Annotated in this window: 16 protein-coding genes and 1 tRNA gene; 7 read left to right on the forward strand and 10 right to left on the reverse strand. The window is 52.6% G+C overall.

From position 1 onward, the window contains the following. Positions 1-2: 2 nt before the first annotated feature. The 6 genes from nepI to DW58_RS21075 all read right to left on the reverse strand — a co-directional run bounded on the left by nepI (position 3) and on the right by DW58_RS21075 (position 6,560). Positions 3-1,184, reverse strand: a complete 1,182-nt coding sequence (nepI, locus tag DW58_RS18365) for a purine ribonucleoside efflux pump NepI (RefSeq protein WP_024547950.1) — start codon at positions 1,182-1,184, stop codon at positions 3-5. A gap of 92 nt (positions 1,185-1,276) precedes the next feature. Then, positions 1,277-1,729: a DUF1198 family protein gene (locus tag DW58_RS18370; RefSeq protein ID WP_024547949.1), complete on the reverse strand. Its 453-nt coding sequence runs from the start codon at positions 1,727-1,729 to the stop codon at positions 1,277-1,279. A 445-nt stretch (positions 1,730-2,174) separates the two neighbouring features. Beyond that, positions 2,175-4,196 carry an antiviral reverse transcriptase Drt3b gene (gene drt3b, locus DW58_RS18375; RefSeq protein ID WP_024547948.1) on the reverse strand — a complete coding sequence of 674 codons (2,022 nt, stop codon included), beginning with the start codon at positions 4,194-4,196 and terminating at the stop codon, positions 2,175-2,177. After that, the gene (gene drt3a / locus DW58_RS20480; RefSeq protein WP_071789225.1) at positions 4,187-5,464 is read right to left on the reverse strand and encodes an antiviral reverse transcriptase Drt3a; all 1,278 of its coding nucleotides are present in this window, start codon (positions 5,462-5,464) and stop codon (positions 4,187-4,189) included. The genes drt3b and drt3a overlap by 10 nt, the downstream gene beginning before the upstream one ends. Before the next feature lie 591 nt (positions 5,465-6,055). Further along, positions 6,056-6,253: an Arm DNA-binding domain-containing protein gene (locus DW58_RS21625; RefSeq protein WP_350222805.1), complete on the reverse strand. Its 198-nt coding sequence runs from the start codon at positions 6,251-6,253 to the stop codon at positions 6,056-6,058. A 212-nt stretch (positions 6,254-6,465) separates the two neighbouring features. Further along, positions 6,466-6,560, reverse strand: a tRNA-Sec gene (locus tag DW58_RS21075). A 290-nt stretch (positions 6,561-6,850) separates the two neighbouring features. Here DW58_RS21075 and DW58_RS18380 point away from each other — a divergent pair. From DW58_RS18380 to DW58_RS18395, 4 genes are all read left to right on the forward strand, one after another. Further along, on the forward strand, positions 6,851-8,245 hold the full coding sequence (locus DW58_RS18380) for a glycoside-pentoside-hexuronide family transporter (RefSeq protein WP_024547947.1): 1,395 nt from the start codon (positions 6,851-6,853) through the stop codon (positions 8,243-8,245). 12 nt (positions 8,246-8,257) lie between these two features. Beyond that, a complete protein-coding gene (yicI, locus tag DW58_RS18385; RefSeq protein WP_024547946.1) occupies positions 8,258-10,582 on the forward strand; it encodes an alpha-xylosidase in 2,325 nt (774 codons plus the stop codon). A gap of 374 nt (positions 10,583-10,956) precedes the next feature. Continuing rightward, positions 10,957-11,268 (forward strand): type II toxin-antitoxin system RelE/ParE family toxin, encoded by a 312-nt coding sequence (locus DW58_RS18390; RefSeq protein ID WP_024547945.1) that lies wholly within the window; start codon positions 10,957-10,959, stop codon positions 11,266-11,268. Then, positions 11,268-11,558, forward strand: a complete 291-nt coding sequence (locus tag DW58_RS18395) for a helix-turn-helix domain-containing protein (protein ID WP_024547944.1) — start codon at positions 11,268-11,270, stop codon at positions 11,556-11,558. Before DW58_RS18390 ends, DW58_RS18395 begins: the two co-directional genes overlap by 1 nt. Before the next feature lie 129 nt (positions 11,559-11,687). On the opposite strand, the gene fdhE is transcribed toward DW58_RS18395, so the two are convergent. Genes fdhE through fdnG form a run of 4 tightly spaced genes read right to left on the reverse strand, consistent with a single transcriptional unit; the run spans position 11,688 to position 17,211 of the window. Beyond that, positions 11,688-12,617: a formate dehydrogenase accessory protein FdhE gene (fdhE, locus tag DW58_RS18400; RefSeq protein WP_024547943.1), complete on the reverse strand. Its 930-nt coding sequence runs from the start codon at positions 12,615-12,617 to the stop codon at positions 11,688-11,690. Further along, positions 12,614-13,249 (reverse strand): formate dehydrogenase cytochrome b556 subunit, encoded by a 636-nt coding sequence (gene fdoI / locus DW58_RS18405; RefSeq protein WP_024547942.1) that lies wholly within the window; start codon positions 13,247-13,249, stop codon positions 12,614-12,616. Before fdoI ends, fdhE begins: the two co-directional genes overlap by 4 nt. Next, positions 13,246-14,148: a formate dehydrogenase subunit beta gene (gene fdxH / locus DW58_RS18410; RefSeq protein ID WP_024547941.1), complete on the reverse strand. Its 903-nt coding sequence runs from the start codon at positions 14,146-14,148 to the stop codon at positions 13,246-13,248. Before fdxH ends, fdoI begins: the two co-directional genes overlap by 4 nt. Positions 14,149-14,160: 12 nt before the next feature. Continuing rightward, on the reverse strand, positions 14,161-17,211 hold the full coding sequence (fdnG, locus tag DW58_RS18415) for a formate dehydrogenase-N subunit alpha (protein ID WP_152525671.1): 3,051 nt from the start codon (positions 17,209-17,211) through the stop codon (positions 14,161-14,163). A gap of 247 nt (positions 17,212-17,458) precedes the next feature. Between fdnG and fdhD the strand changes: the two genes are divergently transcribed. The 3 genes from fdhD to DW58_RS21475 form a co-directional block, all read left to right on the forward strand. After that, positions 17,459-18,250 carry a formate dehydrogenase accessory sulfurtransferase FdhD gene (gene fdhD, locus DW58_RS18425; RefSeq protein ID WP_029593280.1) on the forward strand — a complete coding sequence of 264 codons (792 nt, stop codon included), beginning with the start codon at positions 17,459-17,461 and terminating at the stop codon, positions 18,248-18,250. Between the two features lie 124 nt (positions 18,251-18,374). Continuing rightward, positions 18,375-18,584, forward strand: coding sequence for a YdgH/BhsA/McbA-like domain containing protein (locus DW58_RS18430; RefSeq protein WP_024547937.1), 210 nt, complete (start codon positions 18,375-18,377; stop codon positions 18,582-18,584). 175 nt (positions 18,585-18,759) lie between these two features. Then, positions 18,760-19,718 (forward strand): flagellin (locus DW58_RS21475; protein ID WP_235810704.1); only part of this gene is annotated, 959 nt, incomplete at its 3' end.

Below are 19,718 nucleotides of genomic sequence, written 5' to 3' on the forward strand. Positions count from 1 at the left end.
GGCTAGCTGACCCGGACTTTCAGCATTACCAGCAGCGCCGTTAACAGCATCAGCGCCCCGGACAACACCAACGGCGAAAGCAGGCCCAGCGTATCCAGGGCGTAGCCGCCCACCGCGGCGCCGCAGGTGTTCGCCAGCTGGATCACCGCCACCTGTACCGAACCGGCTTTCTCCGCCTGGTCGCTCAACGAACGGGTGATCCAGGTTGACCAGCCCACTGGGATCAGCGCAAACGCCAGCCCCCAGATAATCGCCACCGCCGCGGCAACCACCTTGTTGTCGCCCCACAGGATCAGCGTCAATGCGCTGAGGGCGATAACCAGCGGTGCGGTCGCCAGCGCCAGCTTCACCGAGCGTTTCAGGATGGCGGAAGAGAGCGATGTGCCAACGAAGCTGGCGATCCCGAAGCTCAACAGCACCAGCGTCAGGCCATCGACGTCAAACCCCGCCAGGCTGGTATACACCGGACGAATATAGGTAAAGAAAGAGAACTGCCCGGCAAAGGCCATAAAGATGGCCGCCATACCGGCCAGCACGCCAGGGCGTTTCAGCAGACTGATGATATTTTGCTGCTGGTGCGATGCTTCACCCGGCAGGGACGGCAGCGCTTTCCACACCCAGAAGATGCTGATCAGACCCATCACCGCGGCGGCGTTAAACACATGGCGCCAGCCGATGATGCCGCCGAAGAAGCTGCCCAGCGGCGCGGCGATCACCAGTGCAATCGACACCGCCCCGAATATCACCGACAGCGCTTTCGGTACCGTTCTTGCCGGCACCAGACGCATGGTCAGCGACGCCGACATCGCCCAGAACCCGCCAAGCGCAAGGCCCAGACAGGCGCGGCCTAAAAGCAGCACGGTAAAGCTGTGGGCGAAGGAGACCAGCAGACAGGAGAGCGTCAGCAGCACCGAAAACAGTATCACCACATAGCGGCGATCGGTGGTGCCGATAATGCGGGTGATAAACAGGCTGGCAAACATGGCGACAAACGCGGTAACGGTCACCGACTGACCGGCCAGCCCCTCGGAAATGCCCAGCTCCTGCGCCATCGGCGTCAGCAGACTTACCGGCAGAAACTCAACGGTAATAAGGCAGGCGACGCAGAACGCTACGGCGAATACCGCAGACCAGTTCGGTCGCGCCGCGGGAACCGGACGCGTGGGGGAGGAGTGTGAGGGCATGTAGTTACCTGACGTGATTTTCGGACGGAATAGAGGCGCAGTGTAACATCGTCAATGTGACGTGCTTAACATTTTGGCAACTATCGGCGGGTTCAGTGCAGCGTATAGACATTGTCCTCGGGCATAAACAGCGCGTTATAGCGGGTCTGAAACTGATTCAGCTCCTGCATATCCGGTTCCAGTTCGCGCAGCAGGCCGAAGGCCAGCCGGATGTGCGCCTCGGTCAGGGGCGTGGCAAGACGGGCTTTACGCAGCCGACGATACCAGGTGTGAAGATGCTGCTCGCTGCCATCGACAATCATCACCTGCCAGATCAGCAGCACCTGTGCGGCATTGAGCAACCGCTTTTCATCCGCCTGCTGCAGATAGCGAAGGTATTCGCGCCCGGCCTCTTTGCCCATCTGGTCGATCATCGATTCCACCGGGACGGCGTCGATTCCCAGCCGCTCGGTTAACCCGCGGATGGCCCGTCTGTCGTCCGACGTTAGCACCCGAAAACCCACGACAAACACCACCGCCAGCGTTGCCAGCATCAACCAAATCATGCGATCTCCTGTTTTGTACTGCCGAGTAACGGTGATTATTGCATTTTTCGTATCTGCTTTACCGCCGCATACCGGGCCGCGAGGCTGATAGCGTCAGAAAAGTAAGGGTGGAGCTTTACCCGAGCGGCAGCCAGAACACAAATGAGATATTCAGAAGAGGAAACAGTGAAGCAAAACGAGAAAGGTTAATACGATTTTGGCGGAAGATCACAGGAGTGAGTTAAAGATACCCCTCCGAAGCAATAGCTTAACTGAAAGGTGGCCAGTCTCTCAACATCAGGTGTGTAAGCTCTAGATGAGCTCTCAACGCCTTGTGTCACGCTCCAACAAGTCTATCTGAAGGGTTTAAGACCACATACATCATGATCCGAGTTTCACGCGGGTGAAGACGTCCTAAAAAAGCAACGTAAATATAACGAGACTGGCCGAATTTTATTAAACTATTTTAATAGGTTACTTTCAACTCTTTTCTTTCAATCATGGTCAACAAATCATGACTTCTCCAATTTACGAACCAATTAGTTTTTAATAATTCGTGAAGATCTGACGTAATCTCACTATGTGGTCGAATTAGGTTTTCATAGTTTGATTTCAAAAAGGAAACATAGATCTCGCGACGTGTTTTTTCAGTGACAAAAGGACAGGATAAAATATCCAGCAGTAGATGGGCTTGTTGAGAGTCTTGCAAAAAGTTCTGATTTTTTGTGAGCTTAGACTTTATTATTTTTTCTAGTTTCATCTTTAAGTTTTTAAAGGAGTTTCTGTGCCTAAAGTAAAATAAACATGATATAATGGTGAAGTAATCAAGGTCTTTACCATCGACTATTTCATTAAATGCATCTTTTCCTATTAAATAGTTATCACCAAAAAAAGTAGTGGATAAAATAAAGTTCATTTTTTCAATGGGTGTTCTGTCATTACTGTTTAATTTAAATGACCCTTGCGGTATGTATATATTTTCGGCTGAATGAGAAATCTTTGTTCTAAATATATTTTGATAGTCATAGTTCAGTCGACCTAAATACTCGTCAATAATAATAATGGATTTTGCAGTCTTATAGGATGATGCAATATTAGGGTGTACACTGTAAAAGAATACAATCAAGTCGCTTAATAAAAACAACGAGTCTTTTAGGTTGTAAACTAATTGAATATCTAATAGAGATTCATCACTTTCCTTAAAATCAAATTGATCTATGATTTTAGATGTTAAACTGCACAGCGAAGAAATTAAATATGATGCAACATCACCGTAGGATGAGTCATGATCTAAACAAATAGATTTGCACTTATTAATGAATGCCTTATAGAGTTCATTTCTTTTGTTTATTTTTAGAATGGTGATTATACCATGCTTTTCGCTGGTTATGGTTTTTTTTAACAAATCTAACGATTCATTTATTTTCGTTATCATGCTAGTTTTTTTGGTGCAGAAAGGGCGTTCAAGTTTCGTAACTTTTTGATTGTTAAGGTTTAAGTTGTAATTCTTTAATTTCATGCTTATTATTTGTGTTATTTTTAAAGCTTGTTCTGCGCTGTGAGAAAAAACGATAAAGTCGTCAACGTAGCGCAATATTTTATAATCGTGAGGCTGCTTCCAATGATATTTATCATTTAAATGTTCTTCAATATCTTGATCTATACGCTGAAAAATCAATTCTGAAAAAACCCTGCTGAACTCGGAACCTATAGGAATTCCATTTGTCTCATTATTATTGCTGCGTTGCATTAAGGTATCAAGCTCTTGAGCGAATTGGCTTGGATATTCTAAATGAGCTCTAATGTAGTCTTTGTCTTTAATTGCCCATGAAATAGAGTGCGTGTAAATACTATCAAAACAGTGGGAAACATCCAAAGTCCACATAAAGGCAAAGTTTTTTTCTTGCTCATAGAAATTTAGGCTGTTAAAGAATTTATACAACCTTGTGTATCCTTCATATGAAAAGAAAGAAGATGAGTATTTTTGGAAAAGTTCATTCTGGCTCGAGTTAATTTCAGATTTTTTATATTTCCCACTTATCTCATCCGATTTTATATAAAAAGAACTTGAAACTTTTACTGGCTTTCTTATCGAAAATTTACTCCGGGATATGTTGTAGAAAATTACTGGAGAGAATTTTTTATAAAATTCGCAATAATTTAGCTGAGATCTTGGGTGGATTAATGACAGTTCTCTTGAACTATAACTATCTTTAATTATTTTATATTTATACGGTGAGCTTTGTTTTTTTCTTTTCGACTCAATGTTACTTCCTGACTCATCAAGGAGTGGGTTGATTATTTTCTGATATAATGATTCAATCGGCGAGAATTTGACTTTGCTAATACTGTTTTCTATTTTTCTGACATTTACGTAAAAACCATCATTAGAAAAAATTATAGGGTTATCAAATGGAATGGTGTCACTCAGAAGTGCTCTAAAGTGGTCTTTTTTGTCTAACTTAACTTTTATTTTATTTATTGCCATATTTTAATAATCTCTGAGCATCTGTTGAAATTAAAGTTTATGTGTATTTTTTTATTAAACCCTGATCGAAAGCTGTTTTTTAGTAATTGTTTTTTTTGCTCTTTTGTAAGCTTTTTTCTTACTTTAGAATTCATTCTACAATTGACGTTGTTTATACAAAAGTATAAGAAGCTATCAAGCTGAGTAAGATGGACTGAGTGGGAATCTAATTTCGAATTACTATAAAAAATACCGGTTGATATGCTTTTTTTTATAATAATTCCGTTTCCCTTTAATTGCCTTTTTATCCCTCTGTTACTTGTGAGGAATTTTATTCTGTCATGAAGCAGAGAAAAGTCAGTGTCGTTATTATAAGCATAAAATGCACGACTAATACGTGTTTTAAACTTTTTTAATCGCTTGTCAGAGAAATCAATTGCTACCTTCCTGTAAACTGATTTATGGGCATTACCTTTTGCCGGAACATGGGTGTTAGTAATTCCAATTTTGTATCCTAGGAAATCAAAAGAATAAAGTAAGGTTCCGTTAGGGGCATCTCCTTGCTTTCTTTTTTCAATTAATGGTGATATTGATTTTTTATGCACTGAGTTATTTAATTTTAACCCGGTTGGCAAAATTTCATTAATGGATTGTAGAAATAATCCCTCATTTTCATCTCCATTAGTAATCAATATTATGTCATCTACAAACCTACTGTAGTAGATTACGTTTTTAGCTGAGTTCAATTTTTCATCAAAATTTATTAGATAAATATCTGATAGTATTGGGCTTATCTCTAGGCCTCTAGGTAGTCCAATATTGTTGTGTTTTAATTGGCAGCCCTTTAAATACCATTCAACAAGATTGCGAGTGTGTCTTGATATGTTAATGTTCTCTTCAATACTTCCAATCAAAACACTTACATCAATTGACTCAAAAAAACTTTTAATGTCAAGTCTATATATTTTATACTGTGTACCTTCCGCAAGGTAAGTTTTGATCTCATCAATAATTGTATTTCTTTGTTTTAGACTTAAGCCTAACGCTTGGTTTAAATTTTGAGAGCAGTGTCTTAATATTATTTTCTCTTTAAGGCACTTGGTCGAGTAAACGGATTTTCCATGAAGCATAAAAGTATTTACCTGAACGCCGGAACGAAAATTTTCCTCAGCTATCAGATGTGCGTCATTACAAATTTTTTCAATTAAAAGCCTGCTACCCAAATGAAATTTTTCTCTTGGAAGTAAGTTTTTTTCAAGGATATATTTTGTAAAAGGTTGTCTCTTCATGGTCGTTCCATCTGGCTGGTGAAAAACTGAATCTGTTACATATGCGCAATGTTAGCCTGCCACGCCTGCCCGCTTATGCATCGCTTTTAATGTACATGCATGATGGTACATAAGCGGCGCCTGTTGGTCTGCTATAAGGGGCACTGGCTGTATCCCTATTTATACTCGCCTCCGTATACAAAATCTTTAGTATGGTAATAAAAAATCTCCGCCGATTAGCAGAGATTTCAGATGATTTGTGATCAATGTCGGAAGGTGGAACCGTAATACGCCAGCGTTGTGATCGCCGTTGTGGCGTTGGTGGAGAAGAGGCAGCCATTTATCCTGGCTCCGGTGAGCGGGAACCAGCGGCGGCGTTCGCCCCAAGTATTCCCCACTCAAGTAGTAGGGCCTATATAACTAATGAGAATTTTAAATTAATTTCTCTTAGTGGCGTGAAGTAAAATGGCCGTTCGTCGGAGTCATTCAAGCAGTTTTAATGGCTTTATCTCGGCAATAGACCTGAAACATTTATAGGAAAATTATCCTTTTCAAATGCATCATGGAGTTGCGTAGTGCCCAGCGATCAGCTTTAGCTATGTGCCTTTTTGATCACGCTGGCTCATCTCGGGCTGCAATGCTGCGTCTGGCTTCATCTCTTTTCTGACGCGCCCTAGCAAAAGGTATATCAGTATAAACACGAATAGGTGATAATTTCTCACGTCCTAAAACGCGATATTTCATTCGCCAGTCGGGATTGGCCAGTAAGAACAGGTCGCCGCCGTTAGCAAGCTTATAAGGTTTGACCAAGGGCTTTACTGTGTGCGCTTTACGTCGGTTGAGGGCATTCCGCCTACACTTAAGAGTCTCACTTCTGATAGGAAGTTTTAAACCCCCTCAAATACCCCATTATGGATTAAATTTGAGTAAAATTAGAGTGATATCTGGAGCACGAGGTTTCAACCTAACTTAAAGATTTTTATGAATTTGATTAACGATGGTTGACGCGAAAAGAGTGAGATTGGCGGAAGATCACAGGAGTCGAACCTGCCCGGGGCCGCTGGCGGTCCCAACTGGAGTTGAAGTCCAGCCGCCTCACCGGAGACGACGATCTTCCGCGCCTGCATTGCTACATGGAGGCGGGGCGAATTATAGCTACTTCTCAGGGTTACACCATCCCCTCACCGGTTTTTTATTTTTTCTGATGCCCGTTTTGCGGGAAGTTTTGGATAAAGACACGCATTTTCCAGCGCTTAGCTGTTTTCAATTACTTCGATTGAGCTACCCCGATCACAAAAATCAGGAAACATAATCTGATAACCAGAAAACAGAATACCCGGCCCCCGCGGGAAGGTTTACAACTCGGATACGTTTTTTAGCGATTAAAAAGCCCCGAGGATCAACGTGATGAGCGATCAGATATTGTCTGTAAAAGAGAAGATTGGTTACGGCATGGGCGATGCCGCCAGCCATATCATCTTTGATAATGTGATGCTGTACATGATGTTCTTTTATACCGATATCTTCGGTATTCCCGCCGGGTTTGTCGGCACCATGTTCTTACTCGCCCGCGCGCTGGACGCCATCTCCGACCCGGTTATGGGGCTGGTCGCCGACCGCACCCGCAGCCGCTGGGGCAAGTTCAGGCCGTGGATCATTTTCGGTGCGCTGCCGTTCGGCATTGTCTGCGTGTTCGCCTACAGCACGCCGGAGCTGAGCCTGACCGGCAAGATGGTCTACGCCGCCGTCACCTACACGCTGCTCACCCTGATGTACACCGTGGTCAATATTCCTTACTGCGCCCTGGGCGGGGTGATCACCAGCGACCCGCAGCAGCGCATCTCTCTGCAGTCCTGGCGCTTTGTGCTGGCAACCGCGGGCGGGATGCTCTCAACGGTGCTGATGATGCCGCTGGTAAGCTTGCTTGGCGGTGAAGATAAAGCGGTGGGTTTCCAGGGCGGGATTGCGGTGCTGTCGGTGGTGGCGTTTCTGATGCTGGCGTTCTGCTTCTTTACCACCAAAGAGCGCGTTTCTGCACCGCCGAGTACCACGCCGATGCGTGAAGACCTGCGGGATATCCTGCAAAACGATCAGTGGCGCGTGGTGGGGCTGCTCACCATCCTTAACATCCTCGCGGTGTCGGTACGCGGCGGGGCGATGATGTATTACGTCACCTGGATCATGGGTTCGCCGGCACTGTTTACCGCGTTTCTGACCACCTACTGCGTCGGCAACCTGTTCGGCAGCGCCCTCGCTAAGCCGCTTACCGACTGGAAGTGCAAGGTCAGCGTGTTCTGGTGGACCAACGCCGCGCTGGCGGTGCTGAGCTTCGCCATGTTCTTCGTTCCGCTGCATGCCAGCGTGCTGATGTTTAGCTTCATTTTTGTTATCGGCGTGCTGCACCAGCTGGTCACGCCCATCCAGTGGGTCATGATGTCCGACACCGTGGATTACGGCGAGTGGCGCAACGGTAAGCGCCTGACCGGCATCAGTTTTGCCGGGACGCTGTTCGTCCTGAAACTGGGCCTGGCCATCGGCGGGGCGCTGATTGGCTGGATGCTGGCGGGCGGCGGCTACAACGCAGCGGCGACCACGCAGAACAGCGCCACGATTAGCATCATCATCGCGTTGTTCACCATCGTGCCGGCCATCTGCTACCTGATTAGCGCGCTGGTGGCAAAACGCTACTACACCCTGAAAACCCCTTACCTGATGTCCATCCTGTCCCAGCTTGCTGACAGCGCGCGCCGCAATCAGCGGGAGTTTGAGCAGGTTCCGGTACGCAAAGAACTTCAGCAGTAAAAGGATAATGTTATGAAAATCAGTGATGGAAACTGGCTGATCCAGCCCGGACTGACCCTGACGCACCCGCTACAGGTCTTCGATGTGGAGGAGCAGGGCAATGAACTGGTGGTCTACGCCGCGCCGCGTGATGTCCGCGAGCGCACCTGGCAGCTGGATACACCGCTGTTCACCCTGCGCTTCTTCTCGCCGCAGGAGGGCATTATCGGCGTGCGCATTGAGCATTTTCAGGGAGTGGCGGCCCGTGGCCCGCATTTTCCGCTGAACGTGATGGCGGGGCACCCGGTCACGCTGCATAACGGCGACACGTATGCGGAACTCACCAGCGGCAGCCTGAGCGTGAGGGTGTCGAAAGGCGAGCACTGGGCGCTGGATTTCCTGCGTCACGGCGAACGCATCACCGGCAGCCAGGTGAAAAATAACGGCTACGTGCAGGACGGTAACACCGGACGTAACTATGTTTTTGAGCGTCTTGACCTGGGCGTGGGCGAGACGGTGTATGGCCTGGGCGAGCGCTTTACCGCTCTGGTGCGTAACGGACAAACGGTGGAGACCTGGAACCGCGACGGCGGCACCAGCACCGAGCAGGCGTATAAAAATATCCCGTTCTATCTCACCAACCGCGGCTACGGGGTACTGGTCAATCACCCTGAGTGCGTGTCGTTTGAAGTTGGCTCCGAGAAAGTCTCAAAGGTGCAGTTCAGCGTGGAGGGCGAGCACCTGGAGTACTTTGTTATTGATGGCCCCACGCCCAAAGCGGTGCTGGACCGTTACACGCGCTTTACCGGTCGCCCGGCGCTACCGCCTGCCTGGTCATTCGGGCTGTGGCTCACCACCTCCTTTACCACCAACTACGATGAAGAAACGGTTAACCGCTTCATTGATGGGATGGCAGAGCGCAACCTGCCGCTGCACGTATTTCACTTCGACTGTTTCTGGATGAAGGCGTTTCAGTGGTGCGATTTTGAGTGGGACCCGGCAACCTTCCCGGATCCGGAAGGCATGCTCCGGCGTCTGAAAGCACGCGGGCTGAAAATCTGCGTCTGGATAAACCCCTACATTGGCCAGAAATCACCGCTATTCCGGGAAGGTATGGAGAAAGGCTATTTGCTGAAACGCCCGAACGGCGCGGTATGGCAGTGGGACAAGTGGCAGCCCGGTCTGGCCATCGTTGATTTCACCAATCCGGCGGCGAGCGCCTGGTATGCCGGGCACCTTAAACGGCTGGTGGCAATGGGCGTGGACTGCTTCAAAACCGACTTCGGCGAGCGCATCCCCACCGATGTGGTGTGGCACGACGGCGCCGACCCGCAAAAAATGCATAACCACTACGCGTTTATCTACAACGAGCTGGTGTGGAAGGTGCTGAAAGATACCGTTGGCGAAGAGGAAGCGGTGCTGTTCGCGCGCTCAGCGTCGGTTGGCGCGCAGCAGTTCCCGGTGCACTGGGGCGGCGACTGCTATGCCAATTATGAGTCGATGGCAGAGAGCCTGCGCGGTGGGCTGTCGATTGGCCTCTCCGGGTTTGGGTTCTGGAGCCACGATATCGGTGGGTTCGAAAATACCGCCCCGGCGCACGTCTACAAGCGCTGGTGCGCGTTCGGGCTGCTCTCCAGCCATAGCCGCCTGCACGGCAGCAAATCTTACCGCGTGCCCTGGGCGTATGACGACGAGGCCTGCGATGTGGTGCGGCATTTCACCCAGCTGAAATGCCGCCTGATGCCGTATCTCTATCGCCAGTCGGTGCTGGCACGCGAGTGCGGCACGCCGGTCATGCGCGCCATGATGTTGGAGTTCCCGGACGACCCTGCCTGCGACTATCTCGACCGGCAGTACATGCTGGGCGATGCTCTGCTGGTGGCCCCGGTGTTCAGCGAGCAGGGCGAGGTGAGCTTCTGGCTACCGGAAGGGCGCTGGACGCACCTGTGGCACAACGATGAGCTGCCTGGCAGCCGCTGGTACAGGCAGCGGCATGATTTCCTCAGCCTGCCGGCTTATGTGCGCGATAACACCCTGCTGGCGCTTGGGAATAACGACCAGAAGCCTGACTACGCCTGGCATCAGGGCACGGCGTTCCAGCTGTTTCACCTTGAAGACGGGCGCGAGGCATTATGCGAGGTGCCGGGCGCGGATGGCGCGGTGCGGTTTACGCTGCGCGTGAGCCGCATCGGTAACCAGCTGACGGTTCGCGGCGAGGGCGATGCGTCGGGCTGGTCACTGTGCCTGCGCAACGTGCAGCGGATTGATGGTACCGAGGGGGCTACGCAGGCGGGCAGCGAGTGGGGCGTTGTGGTAACGCCGCAACATGGCGTGAGCGTGTTTACCGTGACGCTGTGAGCTATCAAACTTTCCAGGCCGCCTGCGGGCGGCTTTTTTATGCCATAGCGCAGTCGGCGCTGTTGCGGCGGATTCAATCTGAAACCCGTCCCGGCCAGGAGTGGCTGCCCTGGCTTAGCCGCCCTGCGCGCAGGCACGGCGCGTGTGGCCCTGACGCCGCGGGATGACGCCCGGGTGTTTTACGCCGTTAGCTGTGCGAAAAAACACTGTAAAACCAGGCAATAACGGTTTCTGGAAAGCGCCTCGCAGAAGGGGAATGCCGGCCCTGTAAGTGATTGCTTCCTTTCATGATCATCAGGTTACTATGGCGTATCATGGGTACGTCAATGACGTACGTTTACCGCTTGCAAGCATAAGTCAATGGCGTATAGGATATGCTTTTTATAGAAACGGACATCTTTACTGCGGGCGTCAGGTCGTTGCTGAGTGATGAGGAGTACCAGCGCTTACAGCTTTTTCTGGCGGTTAAACCCGATTGCGGCGATATCATTCCCGATACGGGTGGGTTGAGAAAAGTCCGCTGGTTAGCGCAAGGCCGGGGTAAACGAGGCGGCGTGCGTATCATTTATTTTTATCGCTACGCTGAGGATGAAATCCGGTTGCTGCTCATCTATCGCAAGGGAGTGAAAGACGATCTCTCGGCTCAGGAAAAAGCGATGTTACGAAAGCTCAATGCGGGGTGGTAATGGACAAGACACTGTTTGAACAATTGGCCGAAAGTATGATGCAGATGAACGCCATCCTTGAGGGAACGCAGTCACCTGCGCGTATTTTTAAAATAGATGCTTTGAAAATCAAGGAAATACGCCAAGCATCCGGTCTGTCTCAAACAAAATTTGCGAGCCTGATTGCGGTAAGCGTTGATACATTACGAAACTGGGAACAGGGCAGGCGTTCGCCTACGGGGCCGGCAAAAGCGCTTTTACGGGCGATTGAAAAAGATCCGAAGCATGTCATCTTGGCGTTAAGTCAGTAGCCGCAGTATATCTGGCTCGACGATGGGGGCCGGTAAATAAAAAGGCCCGCTCGCATATGCTCACAGGCCCTTTATCGTCAGGAGTAATACACCCTTAATCGGTAACAATCTGCCGATGCGTGTTTAATACTACTCCCCTTCTCCCGGGAACAGGAACGGGTTGATGGAGCTGCGGGCAAAGCCTTCCTGCTCCATGCGTGCGTCAAGCACCAGCGAGGCCAGGTCGTCCGCAACGGCTTCAACGTTAGGGTCTTTTTCCTGATAGAGGATCTTCAGGTAAGTGCCGCAGTCGCCGCAGCTTTCGGCTTTGATAGCCGACTGTTCGGAGTCGATGGACCAGTAGTGCAAGTCGCGGGTCTGCTCGCAGTTGCTGCATTTGATGCGCACCACGTGCCACTCGCTCTCGCACAGGTTGCAGTGCAGGTAGCGCAGCCCCTGCGTCGTGCCAATCTGCACGATGCTGGAGACCGGCATACTGCCGCATACCGGGCAGAACTGGCGTGCTTCACCGTACTCAGCGCGGGCTTTGCCTGGGATCAGGCTCGCCATCTGCGCCCAGTAGAGCGACAGCGCAGCCCAGATAAACGGGGCTTTATCGCTGCTGACGTCGGCGAAGTCGGCGGCAAACAGCGAGCTTGCCATCGCTTCCAGCTCCTGAGACGAGGCTTTTTCAAGATTCTCGATAACCGCCAGCGCCGGGCCGGTCATCTCTGGCTTCAGCTCGGCGATAAGCGAGTGCAGCAGACGCTGCCAGTGCGCATCGCGCGGCAGAACGTGAATATCCAGCGGCGGTTTGCCCTGTGCGGCGGCTTCATGCAGACGCGCGGTCAGGTCCAGCTCCAGCGGGTGGTCGTAGAGCACCACTTCCTGGGCATGGGCAATCTGCGCCGCGAAACGCAGATAATCGCCTAGCGGGTTATTCTCAGCCAGTTCGCGCAGGCGAGCGGCGCGTCGGTTATAGAGATTTTTCAGCCTGGGGAATAATAACGGCGGAATAGTCTCCGCCGTGCGTTTCTCGCTCTTCTCCAGCTGATCTTGCGGGATAATGCGAATGCTCATTCAGTTGGTTTATCCTGTTTCTGGCGGACTTCCCGGTACCAGCGCGGGTGATGTTTCTTCGCCCACGTCGAGGTAACCCAGCCTTCCACCATTGCGGTGATGGTGCCTTTCACCCAAAGGGCGGCGTAAATATGCACCATGATAACCACAATTAGCGCCACTGCGGCAAATGAATGTACCAGCAGCGCCAGGCGGATGATCGGAATCGGGAATGCATGCGCGAAGTAAGGACGCCAGATCGCCACGCCGCTCACCAGCAGCAGCACCAGGAAGATAATCGCCGCCCAGAACACACATTTCTGGCCGAAGTTATAGCGCCCGGTGTCGCCCACTTCCTCATTCACCACGATCTTGCGGATGTTTTTCGCCCAGAAGATATCGTCGCGGTTAATCAGGTTATGGTGCCAGTAACGGAAGAACATGATGATGAACGAGGCAAACATCACCACACCCACGAAGGGGTGCAGGATGCGCGCCAGCTGCGGCGTGCCGAGAATGCCCATCAACCAGTTAAAGGACGGGAAGAAAAAGCCCAGCCCGCTCACCGACGCCAGCACGAAGCAGAAGGCGGTGACCCAGTGGTTGATGCGTTCTGGCGCCGTGTAGCGCACGATGGTGTCACGACGTTTCATTTGCGCACCTCGTCTTTCTCTTCATCAAGGTTGTCTTCCTCTTCTTCCGCACGGTTCGGGCCTACGCCGACGTAGTGGAAGACGCTGGCGGCGAAGGTTGCCGCAAAGCCGATAGCGGCGAGCGGTTTCCAGATGCCTTTCCAGAACTTCACGGTTTCGCTGATTTCCGGGTTTTCCGGCAGACCGTGATAGAGATTCGGCTTGTCGTTGTGGTGCAGCACGTACATAACGTGTGTACCGCCAACGCCCGCCGGATCGTACAGGCCTGCGTTTTCATAACCACGGGTTTTCAGCTCTGCCACGCGTTCGCCAGCCAGCTGCTTCATATCCTCTTTGGTACCAAAGTGGATAGCGCCAGTTGGGCAGGTTTTCACGCACGCGGGTTCCTGACCCACGGTGACACGGTCTACGCACAGGGTGCATTTGTAGACGCGGTTGTCGTCCGGGTTCAGACGCGGTACGTCGAACGGGCAGCCGGCGATGCAGTAGCCGCAGCCAATGCACTGCTCGGACTGGAAATCGACAATCCCGTTGGCGTACTGAATGATTGCGCCTTCCGCCGGGCACGCCTTCAGGCAGCCCGGATCGGCGCAGTGCATACAGCCATCCTTGCGGATAAGCCATTCGAGTTTGTCGTTCTGCTCCACTTCCGAGAAGCGCATCACGGTCCATGACTTAGCGGTCAGGTCGGCCGGGTTGTCATACACCCCAACGTTATTTCCCACTTCGTCACGCAGGTCGTTCCACTCCGAACACGCGACCTGACAGGCTTTACACCCGATACAGGTCGTGACGTCGATAAGTTTCGCCACCTCTTCCTGGTGATCCCGCGCCTGGGGCGCGGGAGTGAAACCGTTAGTCGCGGAACGACGGATAATGTCTTGAGATTGATAAGCCATGATTCGTCTCCGTTACACCTTTTCCACATTCACCAGGAACGCCTTAAATTCCGGCGTCTGGGTGTTCGCGTCGCCGACGAACGGCGTCAGGGTGTTAGCAATAAAGCCTTTCTTCGCCACGCCTTCGTAACCCCAGTGGATAGGAATACCGATGGTATCGACTTCCTGTCCGTGGACGTTAAGCGTGCGGATACGCTTGGTCACCACCGCCTTGGCTTTGATGTAGCCGCGGTTGGAGGAGACTTTCACCGTATCGCCCTGCGCGATGCCGAGTTTACCTGCCAGCTTCTCACCGATTTCGACAAACTGTTCCGGCTGCGCGATAGCGTTCAGCAGCGCGTGCTTGGTCCAGTAGTGGAAGTGCTCGGTCAGACGGTAGGTGGTACCCACATACGGGAACTTGTCTTTTTTACCCATCGCTTCCATGTCGCCTTTAAAGACGCGGGCGGCGGGGTTAGAGACAACGTTCGGGTGCAGCGGGTTGGTACCCAGCGGCGTTTCAAACGGTTCGTAGTGCTCAGGGAACGGGCCTTCGGCCAGCTTATCCATCGCAAACAGACGACCCATCCCTTCAGGCTGCATGATAAACGGCCCAACGTCGCTGCCCGGAGGCGCGGTGCTGTAGTCCGGAATATCAGCGCCAACCCATTTACCGTTGGCGTAAGACAGAAGCTGACGCTTCGGATCCCACGGCTTGCCCTGCGGGTCCGCAGAAGCACGGTTATAGAGGATGCGGCGGTTGAGCGGCCACGCCCATGCCCAGCCAAGGGTGTTACCCAGGCCTGACGGGTCGGCGTTATCACGGCGCGCCATCTGGTTGCCATCCGGCGTCCAGCTACCGGCGAAGATCCAGCATCCGCTTGAGGTGGTGCCGTCGTCGCGCAGGTGCGCAAAGGTGCCGAGCTGATTGCCTTTCTTCGCCAGCACATCGCCGGTAACCGGGTCGATAATATCGGCCAGCGCTTTACCGTTGCTTTCCATCGCCACTTCTTCCGGCGACGGGTTATGCGGCGTGGAGTAGTTCCAGCTCATGTTCAGCACCTGCTCCGGACAGGCACCACCCTCTTCGGCATACATCTTGCGCAGGCGCAGGAAGATACCGGCGAGAATTTCACCGTCGTTCAGGGCTTCGCCCGGTGCGTCCTGGCCTTTCCAGTGCCATTGCAGCCAGCGGCCGGAGTTCACGATAGAACCGTTCTCTTCGGCAAAGCAGGTGGACGGCAGACGGAACACTTCAGTCTGAATGCTGGCGGTATCGACGTCGTTCTGCTCGCCGTGGTTCTGCCAGAAGGTGGCAGTCTCGGTGTTGAGCGGGTCGATGGTCACCAGGAACTTCAGTTTCGAGAGCGACGCGACGACTTTGTTTTTGTTCGGGAATGAGGCAACCGGGTTAAAGCCCTGGCAGAAGTAGCCGTTCACTTTGCCCTGGTTCATCATCTCGAAATACTGCAGTACGTCGTAACCCTTATCCCACTTCGGCAGCCAGTCAAAGCCCCAGCTGTTTTCCGCGGTCGCCTTGTCGCCGTAGAAGGCTTTCATCAAGGAGACGAAGAATTTCGGGTAGTTGCTCCAGTAGTTGACCTGGCCTTCGCGCAGCGGCGTTGGCGTGTTGGCGGTCAGATAAGACTGAAGGTCGGTCTGTTTTTCGCTTGGCAGCGTCATGTAGCCAGTCAGGCTCTGTGACAGCAGACCAAGGTCGGTAAGTCCCTGGATGTTGGAGTGGCCGCGCAGTGCGTTGACGCCGCCCCCTGCCATGCCCATGTTGCCGAGCAGCAGCTGGATCATTGCCATCGTACGGATGTTCTGGGCACCAACGGAGTGCTGGGTCCAGCCAAGCGCGTACAGGAATGAGGCGGTTTTGTCGTGAACACTGGTTTCGGCAATGTATTCACACACCTTCAGGAAGTCTGCTTTTGGCGTCCCGCAGATGTCCGCCACGACGTCCGGCGTATAGCGAGAGACGTGGTGTTTCAGCAGGTTCCAGACGCAGCGCGGATGGGTGAGGGTGGTATCGCGTTTAGCGAAGCCCTTCTCATCCAGCTCATAGTTCCAGGAGGTTTTATCGTATTTACGTTTATCCGCGTCGTAGCCGGAGAACAGGCCATCTTCAAAGCCGAAATCTTCACGCACGATCAGGCTGGCGTTGGTGTAGGCTTCAACGTATTCACGGTTAAACTTATTGTTAGTCAGCAGGTACAGCAGTACGCCCGACAGGAACGCAATGTCAGTACCGGAGCGGATCGGCGTATAGAAATCGGCAACCGATGCCGTACGCGTAAAGCGAGGATCGATAACAATCAGCTTCGCGCCATTATGGATTTTGGCTTCCATCGCCCAGCGGAATCCCACCGGATGCGCTTCTGCCGCATTCCCACCCATCACAATGATGAGGTTGGCGTTCTTCATGTCGACCCAGTGGTTGGTCATCGCACCGCGACCAAATGTTGGAGCAAGACTTGCTACCGTTGGTCCGTGTCAGACACGCGCCTGGTTGTCGACGGCTAACATGCCGAGCGAACGCGTAAATTTTTGAGTTAAATAGCCGGTTTCGTTACTGGAGGCGGAGGCGCACAGCATACCGGTGGAGAGCCAGCGGTTAACGGTGGTGCCTGCGTCGTTCTTCTCGATGAAGTTGGCATCACGGTCTTCTTTCACCAGCTTCGCGATGCGGTCAAACGCCTCGTCCCAGCTGATGCGCTGCCACTTATCGGAACCAGGCGCACGGTATTCCGGGTATTTCAGGCGGCTTTCAGAGTGGATGAAATCCACCAGGCCCGCGCCTTTCGGGCAGAGTGCCCCGCGGTTTACCGGATGGTCCGGATCCCCTTCGATGTGAAAAATAGATGCTTTGGCGTTTTTCGCACCGTCGCCGAGGCTATACATCAACAGCCCACAGCCAACGGAGCAGTACGTACAGGTATTACGGGTTTCACGGGTGCGCAGCAGTTTGTATTGACGTGTTTCTGCCAGCGCTACGCTGGGCGCAAAGCCCAGTGCCGCGACCGTGGTGCCTGCCATACCGCCAGCGCAGATCTTAAAGAACTGCCTTCTGCTGACCTGCATGGTCACTCCTTACTTTGACATTACTCATTTACCCCGTTGGTCATGACGCGGCATAAAGGGTCCTGAAGCCGCGCAGACGTTGGGGATTTAGTTTTTGTTTTGCGGTCAAGGCCGCAAAGGTTCAGAATTGCTGTTTCCTACCTCGGTCCCTGAGGTGACGGGCGACGAGAATACCATAATGCCCGTGTGGCGGTTCCAATACGGTTAAAAAAAAGTGAAGAATAATTCGTCATCACAAGTCAAAAGTGTGACATCTGTCACAGGTGCCAAATCCGTTTCGCTGTGGCAGCGCGATGCGCTGACCCATGCCCGGGAAGACATGTTGGCCGAAGAGGTGCCGGTGGCACTGGTCTATAACGGCATTTCGCACGTGGTGATGATGGCTTCCCCCAAGGATCTGGAACTTTTTGCCCTTGGTTTTTCGTTATCGGAAGGCATTGTCGAATCTTCACACGAAATTTACGGGATGGATATTGTACAGGGGTGTAATGGCATCGAGGTCCAGATCGAGTTATCCAGTCGTCGCTTTATGGGACTGAAAGCGCGTCGCCGCCAGCTTGCCGGGCGGACCGGCTGCGGCGTCTGCGGGGTTGAACAGCTGGACGACATCGGTAAGCCTTTGACGCCGCTGCCTTTTACCCAGACGTTTGACCTGGCGAATCTGGACGAGGCGCTGGCCTCGCTGAAAACCTTTCAGCCGGTGGGCCAGCTGACCGGCTGTACCCACGCCGCCGCCTGGCTAACCCTTTCGGGTGAGGCGCTGGGTGGGCACGAAGACGTTGGCCGTCACGTGGCGCTCGATAAGCTGCTGGGCCGCCGTGCCCGGGAAGGGTGGAACAGCGGCGCGGTACTGGTCAGCAGCCGCGCCAGCTACGAGATGGTGCAAAAATCCGCGATGTGCGGCGTTGAGATCCTGTTTGCGGTGTCGGCGGCAACCTCGCTGGCGGTAGAGGTGGCCGAGCGCTGTAACCTGACGCTGGTGGGCTTCAGCAAGCCTGGCCGTGCCACGGTTTACACCCATCCGCAGCGCCTGCGTTAACGTTCAAAAATTTTGAGTTATATCAGCAAATCATTGCGCTTTTTGTGAACAGATTGTTGCCCTATGATTTATCACATCGAGGCAGAGCGCCTCACACCAAACTAAATCATTAAGGGAACACACCATGAAAACCATCAAAACTTTTGTTGCCGCACTCGTTCTGACCTCCTCTTTCGGCGCGTTTGCTTCCCAGACCATTACCGCAAGCGGCGCAACGCTTGATGCAACCGAAGCGAAAATTGCCGCACAGGCGCAGGAAATGGGCGCGTCTTACAAAATCACCTCCGCGTTTAACCGCAACCAGGTGCACATGACCGCTGAACTGACCAAATAAGTCTGCTGAATTGTCGAAAGAGCGCCTGAGGGCGCTTTTTTTTTGCGCGCTAACTTGCTGAAACCAAACGCCACGCGGCTTCCAGGCCCGCTGGTCATTAAAAAAACACTTAAAGTGAAATTTTGCCCCGCCGATATAGCAGTACTCGGGAAACCGTCAGTATGTGATTACCGCTATGATCAATATAAACACCAATCTCTACGCCGAAAAAACGAGAATTAACCAGACTAAAGCCGAATCTGCGCTTAGCCAGGCGATGGAGCGCTTGTCGTCGGGGATGCGCATCAACGGCGCGCGCGACGACGCGGCGGGACAGGCGATTGCGAACCGCATGACGGCCAACCTGCGCGCCGACAGCGCGGTGTCGCGCGGAATTGATGACGGGATCAGCCTCTCACAGACCGCAGAGGGCGGACTGGCGTCGATAAGCGATCTGCTGATCCGCGCCAAAACCCTGGCGGTGCAGGCGGCTACCGGGACGCTCTCCCTGGAGGACCGCGCCAGCATTCAGAAAGAGTTTGAAGCGATCAGCGCCACCATCAATCACATCTCGAACAATACGGAGATTTTCGGGAAGTACCCGCTGGCCACCGACAACCCGGAGTTGCCGCCGCTGATGCACGGCGACGTGCCGCCGCTGAGCGTCAAATTCCCGACCCAGGCCACGGATTACAACTTCACCTCGGGGATAGTGCCGCTGGCCTACGTGCCCGCGGGTGCCACCAACGTGGTGATCACCATCAACTCCCTGGGGCTGGACGACGATCTTCAGCTGTTTACCCGGGACGGAAAGCATATCGTCGGGACGCCGATCAACGACGCCAACCCGGATTTCACCTGGGTCAGCAAAGGCATTACCGATAACGCGACGGCGGACGCGAAATTCGTCAATGAAGCGAACGGGTTTCTGCCCGGCGCCAGCTATGACGACAGCGGACTGACCCAGGGTGGCCCCATCTGGGTATTCAACGGTGGCGCCACCGCGACCCTCAACGGGTTAACCATTCGCTACAGCGGGGATACCGATCGCTACGAGGACGCGACCAACGGCGGTTTTAAAGATGGGCAAAACGGGGCGCAGATGCAGGAGCGTATTCGCCTACTGGGCACCGTTCCGGAAGATTTGATCGTAAT

Origin of the sequence: Siccibacter turicensis LMG 23730 (assembly GCF_000463155.2) — a bacterium.
GTDB lineage: Bacteria > Pseudomonadota > Gammaproteobacteria > Enterobacterales > Enterobacteriaceae > Siccibacter > Siccibacter turicensis.

Excerpts from the sequence above, each read along its gene's own strand:
- nepI (WP_024547950.1), bottom strand. The coding sequence starts at position 1,184 with ATGCCCTCACACTCCTCCCCCACGCGTCCGGTTCCCGCGGCGCGACCG.
- DW58_RS18370 (WP_024547949.1), bottom strand. The coding sequence starts at position 1,729 with ATGATTTGGTTGATGCTGGCAACGCTGGCGGTGGTGTTTGTCGTGGGT.
- drt3b (WP_024547948.1), bottom strand. The coding sequence starts at position 4,196 with ATGGCAATAAATAAAATAAAAGTTAAGTTAGACAAAAAAGACCACTTT.
- drt3a (WP_071789225.1), bottom strand. The coding sequence starts at position 5,464 with ATGAAGAGACAACCTTTTACAAAATATATCCTTGAAAAAAACTTACTT.
- DW58_RS18380 (WP_024547947.1), top strand. The coding sequence starts at position 6,851 with ATGAGCGATCAGATATTGTCTGTAAAAGAGAAGATTGGTTACGGCATG.
- yicI (WP_024547946.1), top strand. The coding sequence starts at position 8,258 with ATGAAAATCAGTGATGGAAACTGGCTGATCCAGCCCGGACTGACCCTG.
- DW58_RS18390 (WP_024547945.1), top strand. The coding sequence starts at position 10,957 with ATGCTTTTTATAGAAACGGACATCTTTACTGCGGGCGTCAGGTCGTTG.
- DW58_RS18395 (WP_024547944.1), top strand. The coding sequence starts at position 11,268 with ATGGACAAGACACTGTTTGAACAATTGGCCGAAAGTATGATGCAGATG.
- fdhE (WP_024547943.1), bottom strand. The coding sequence starts at position 12,617 with ATGAGCATTCGCATTATCCCGCAAGATCAGCTGGAGAAGAGCGAGAAA.
- fdoI (WP_024547942.1), bottom strand. The coding sequence starts at position 13,249 with ATGAAACGTCGTGACACCATCGTGCGCTACACGGCGCCAGAACGCATC.
- fdxH (WP_024547941.1), bottom strand. The coding sequence starts at position 14,148 with ATGGCTTATCAATCTCAAGACATTATCCGTCGTTCCGCGACTAACGGT.
- DW58_RS18430 (WP_024547937.1), top strand. The coding sequence starts at position 18,375 with ATGAAAACCATCAAAACTTTTGTTGCCGCACTCGTTCTGACCTCCTCT.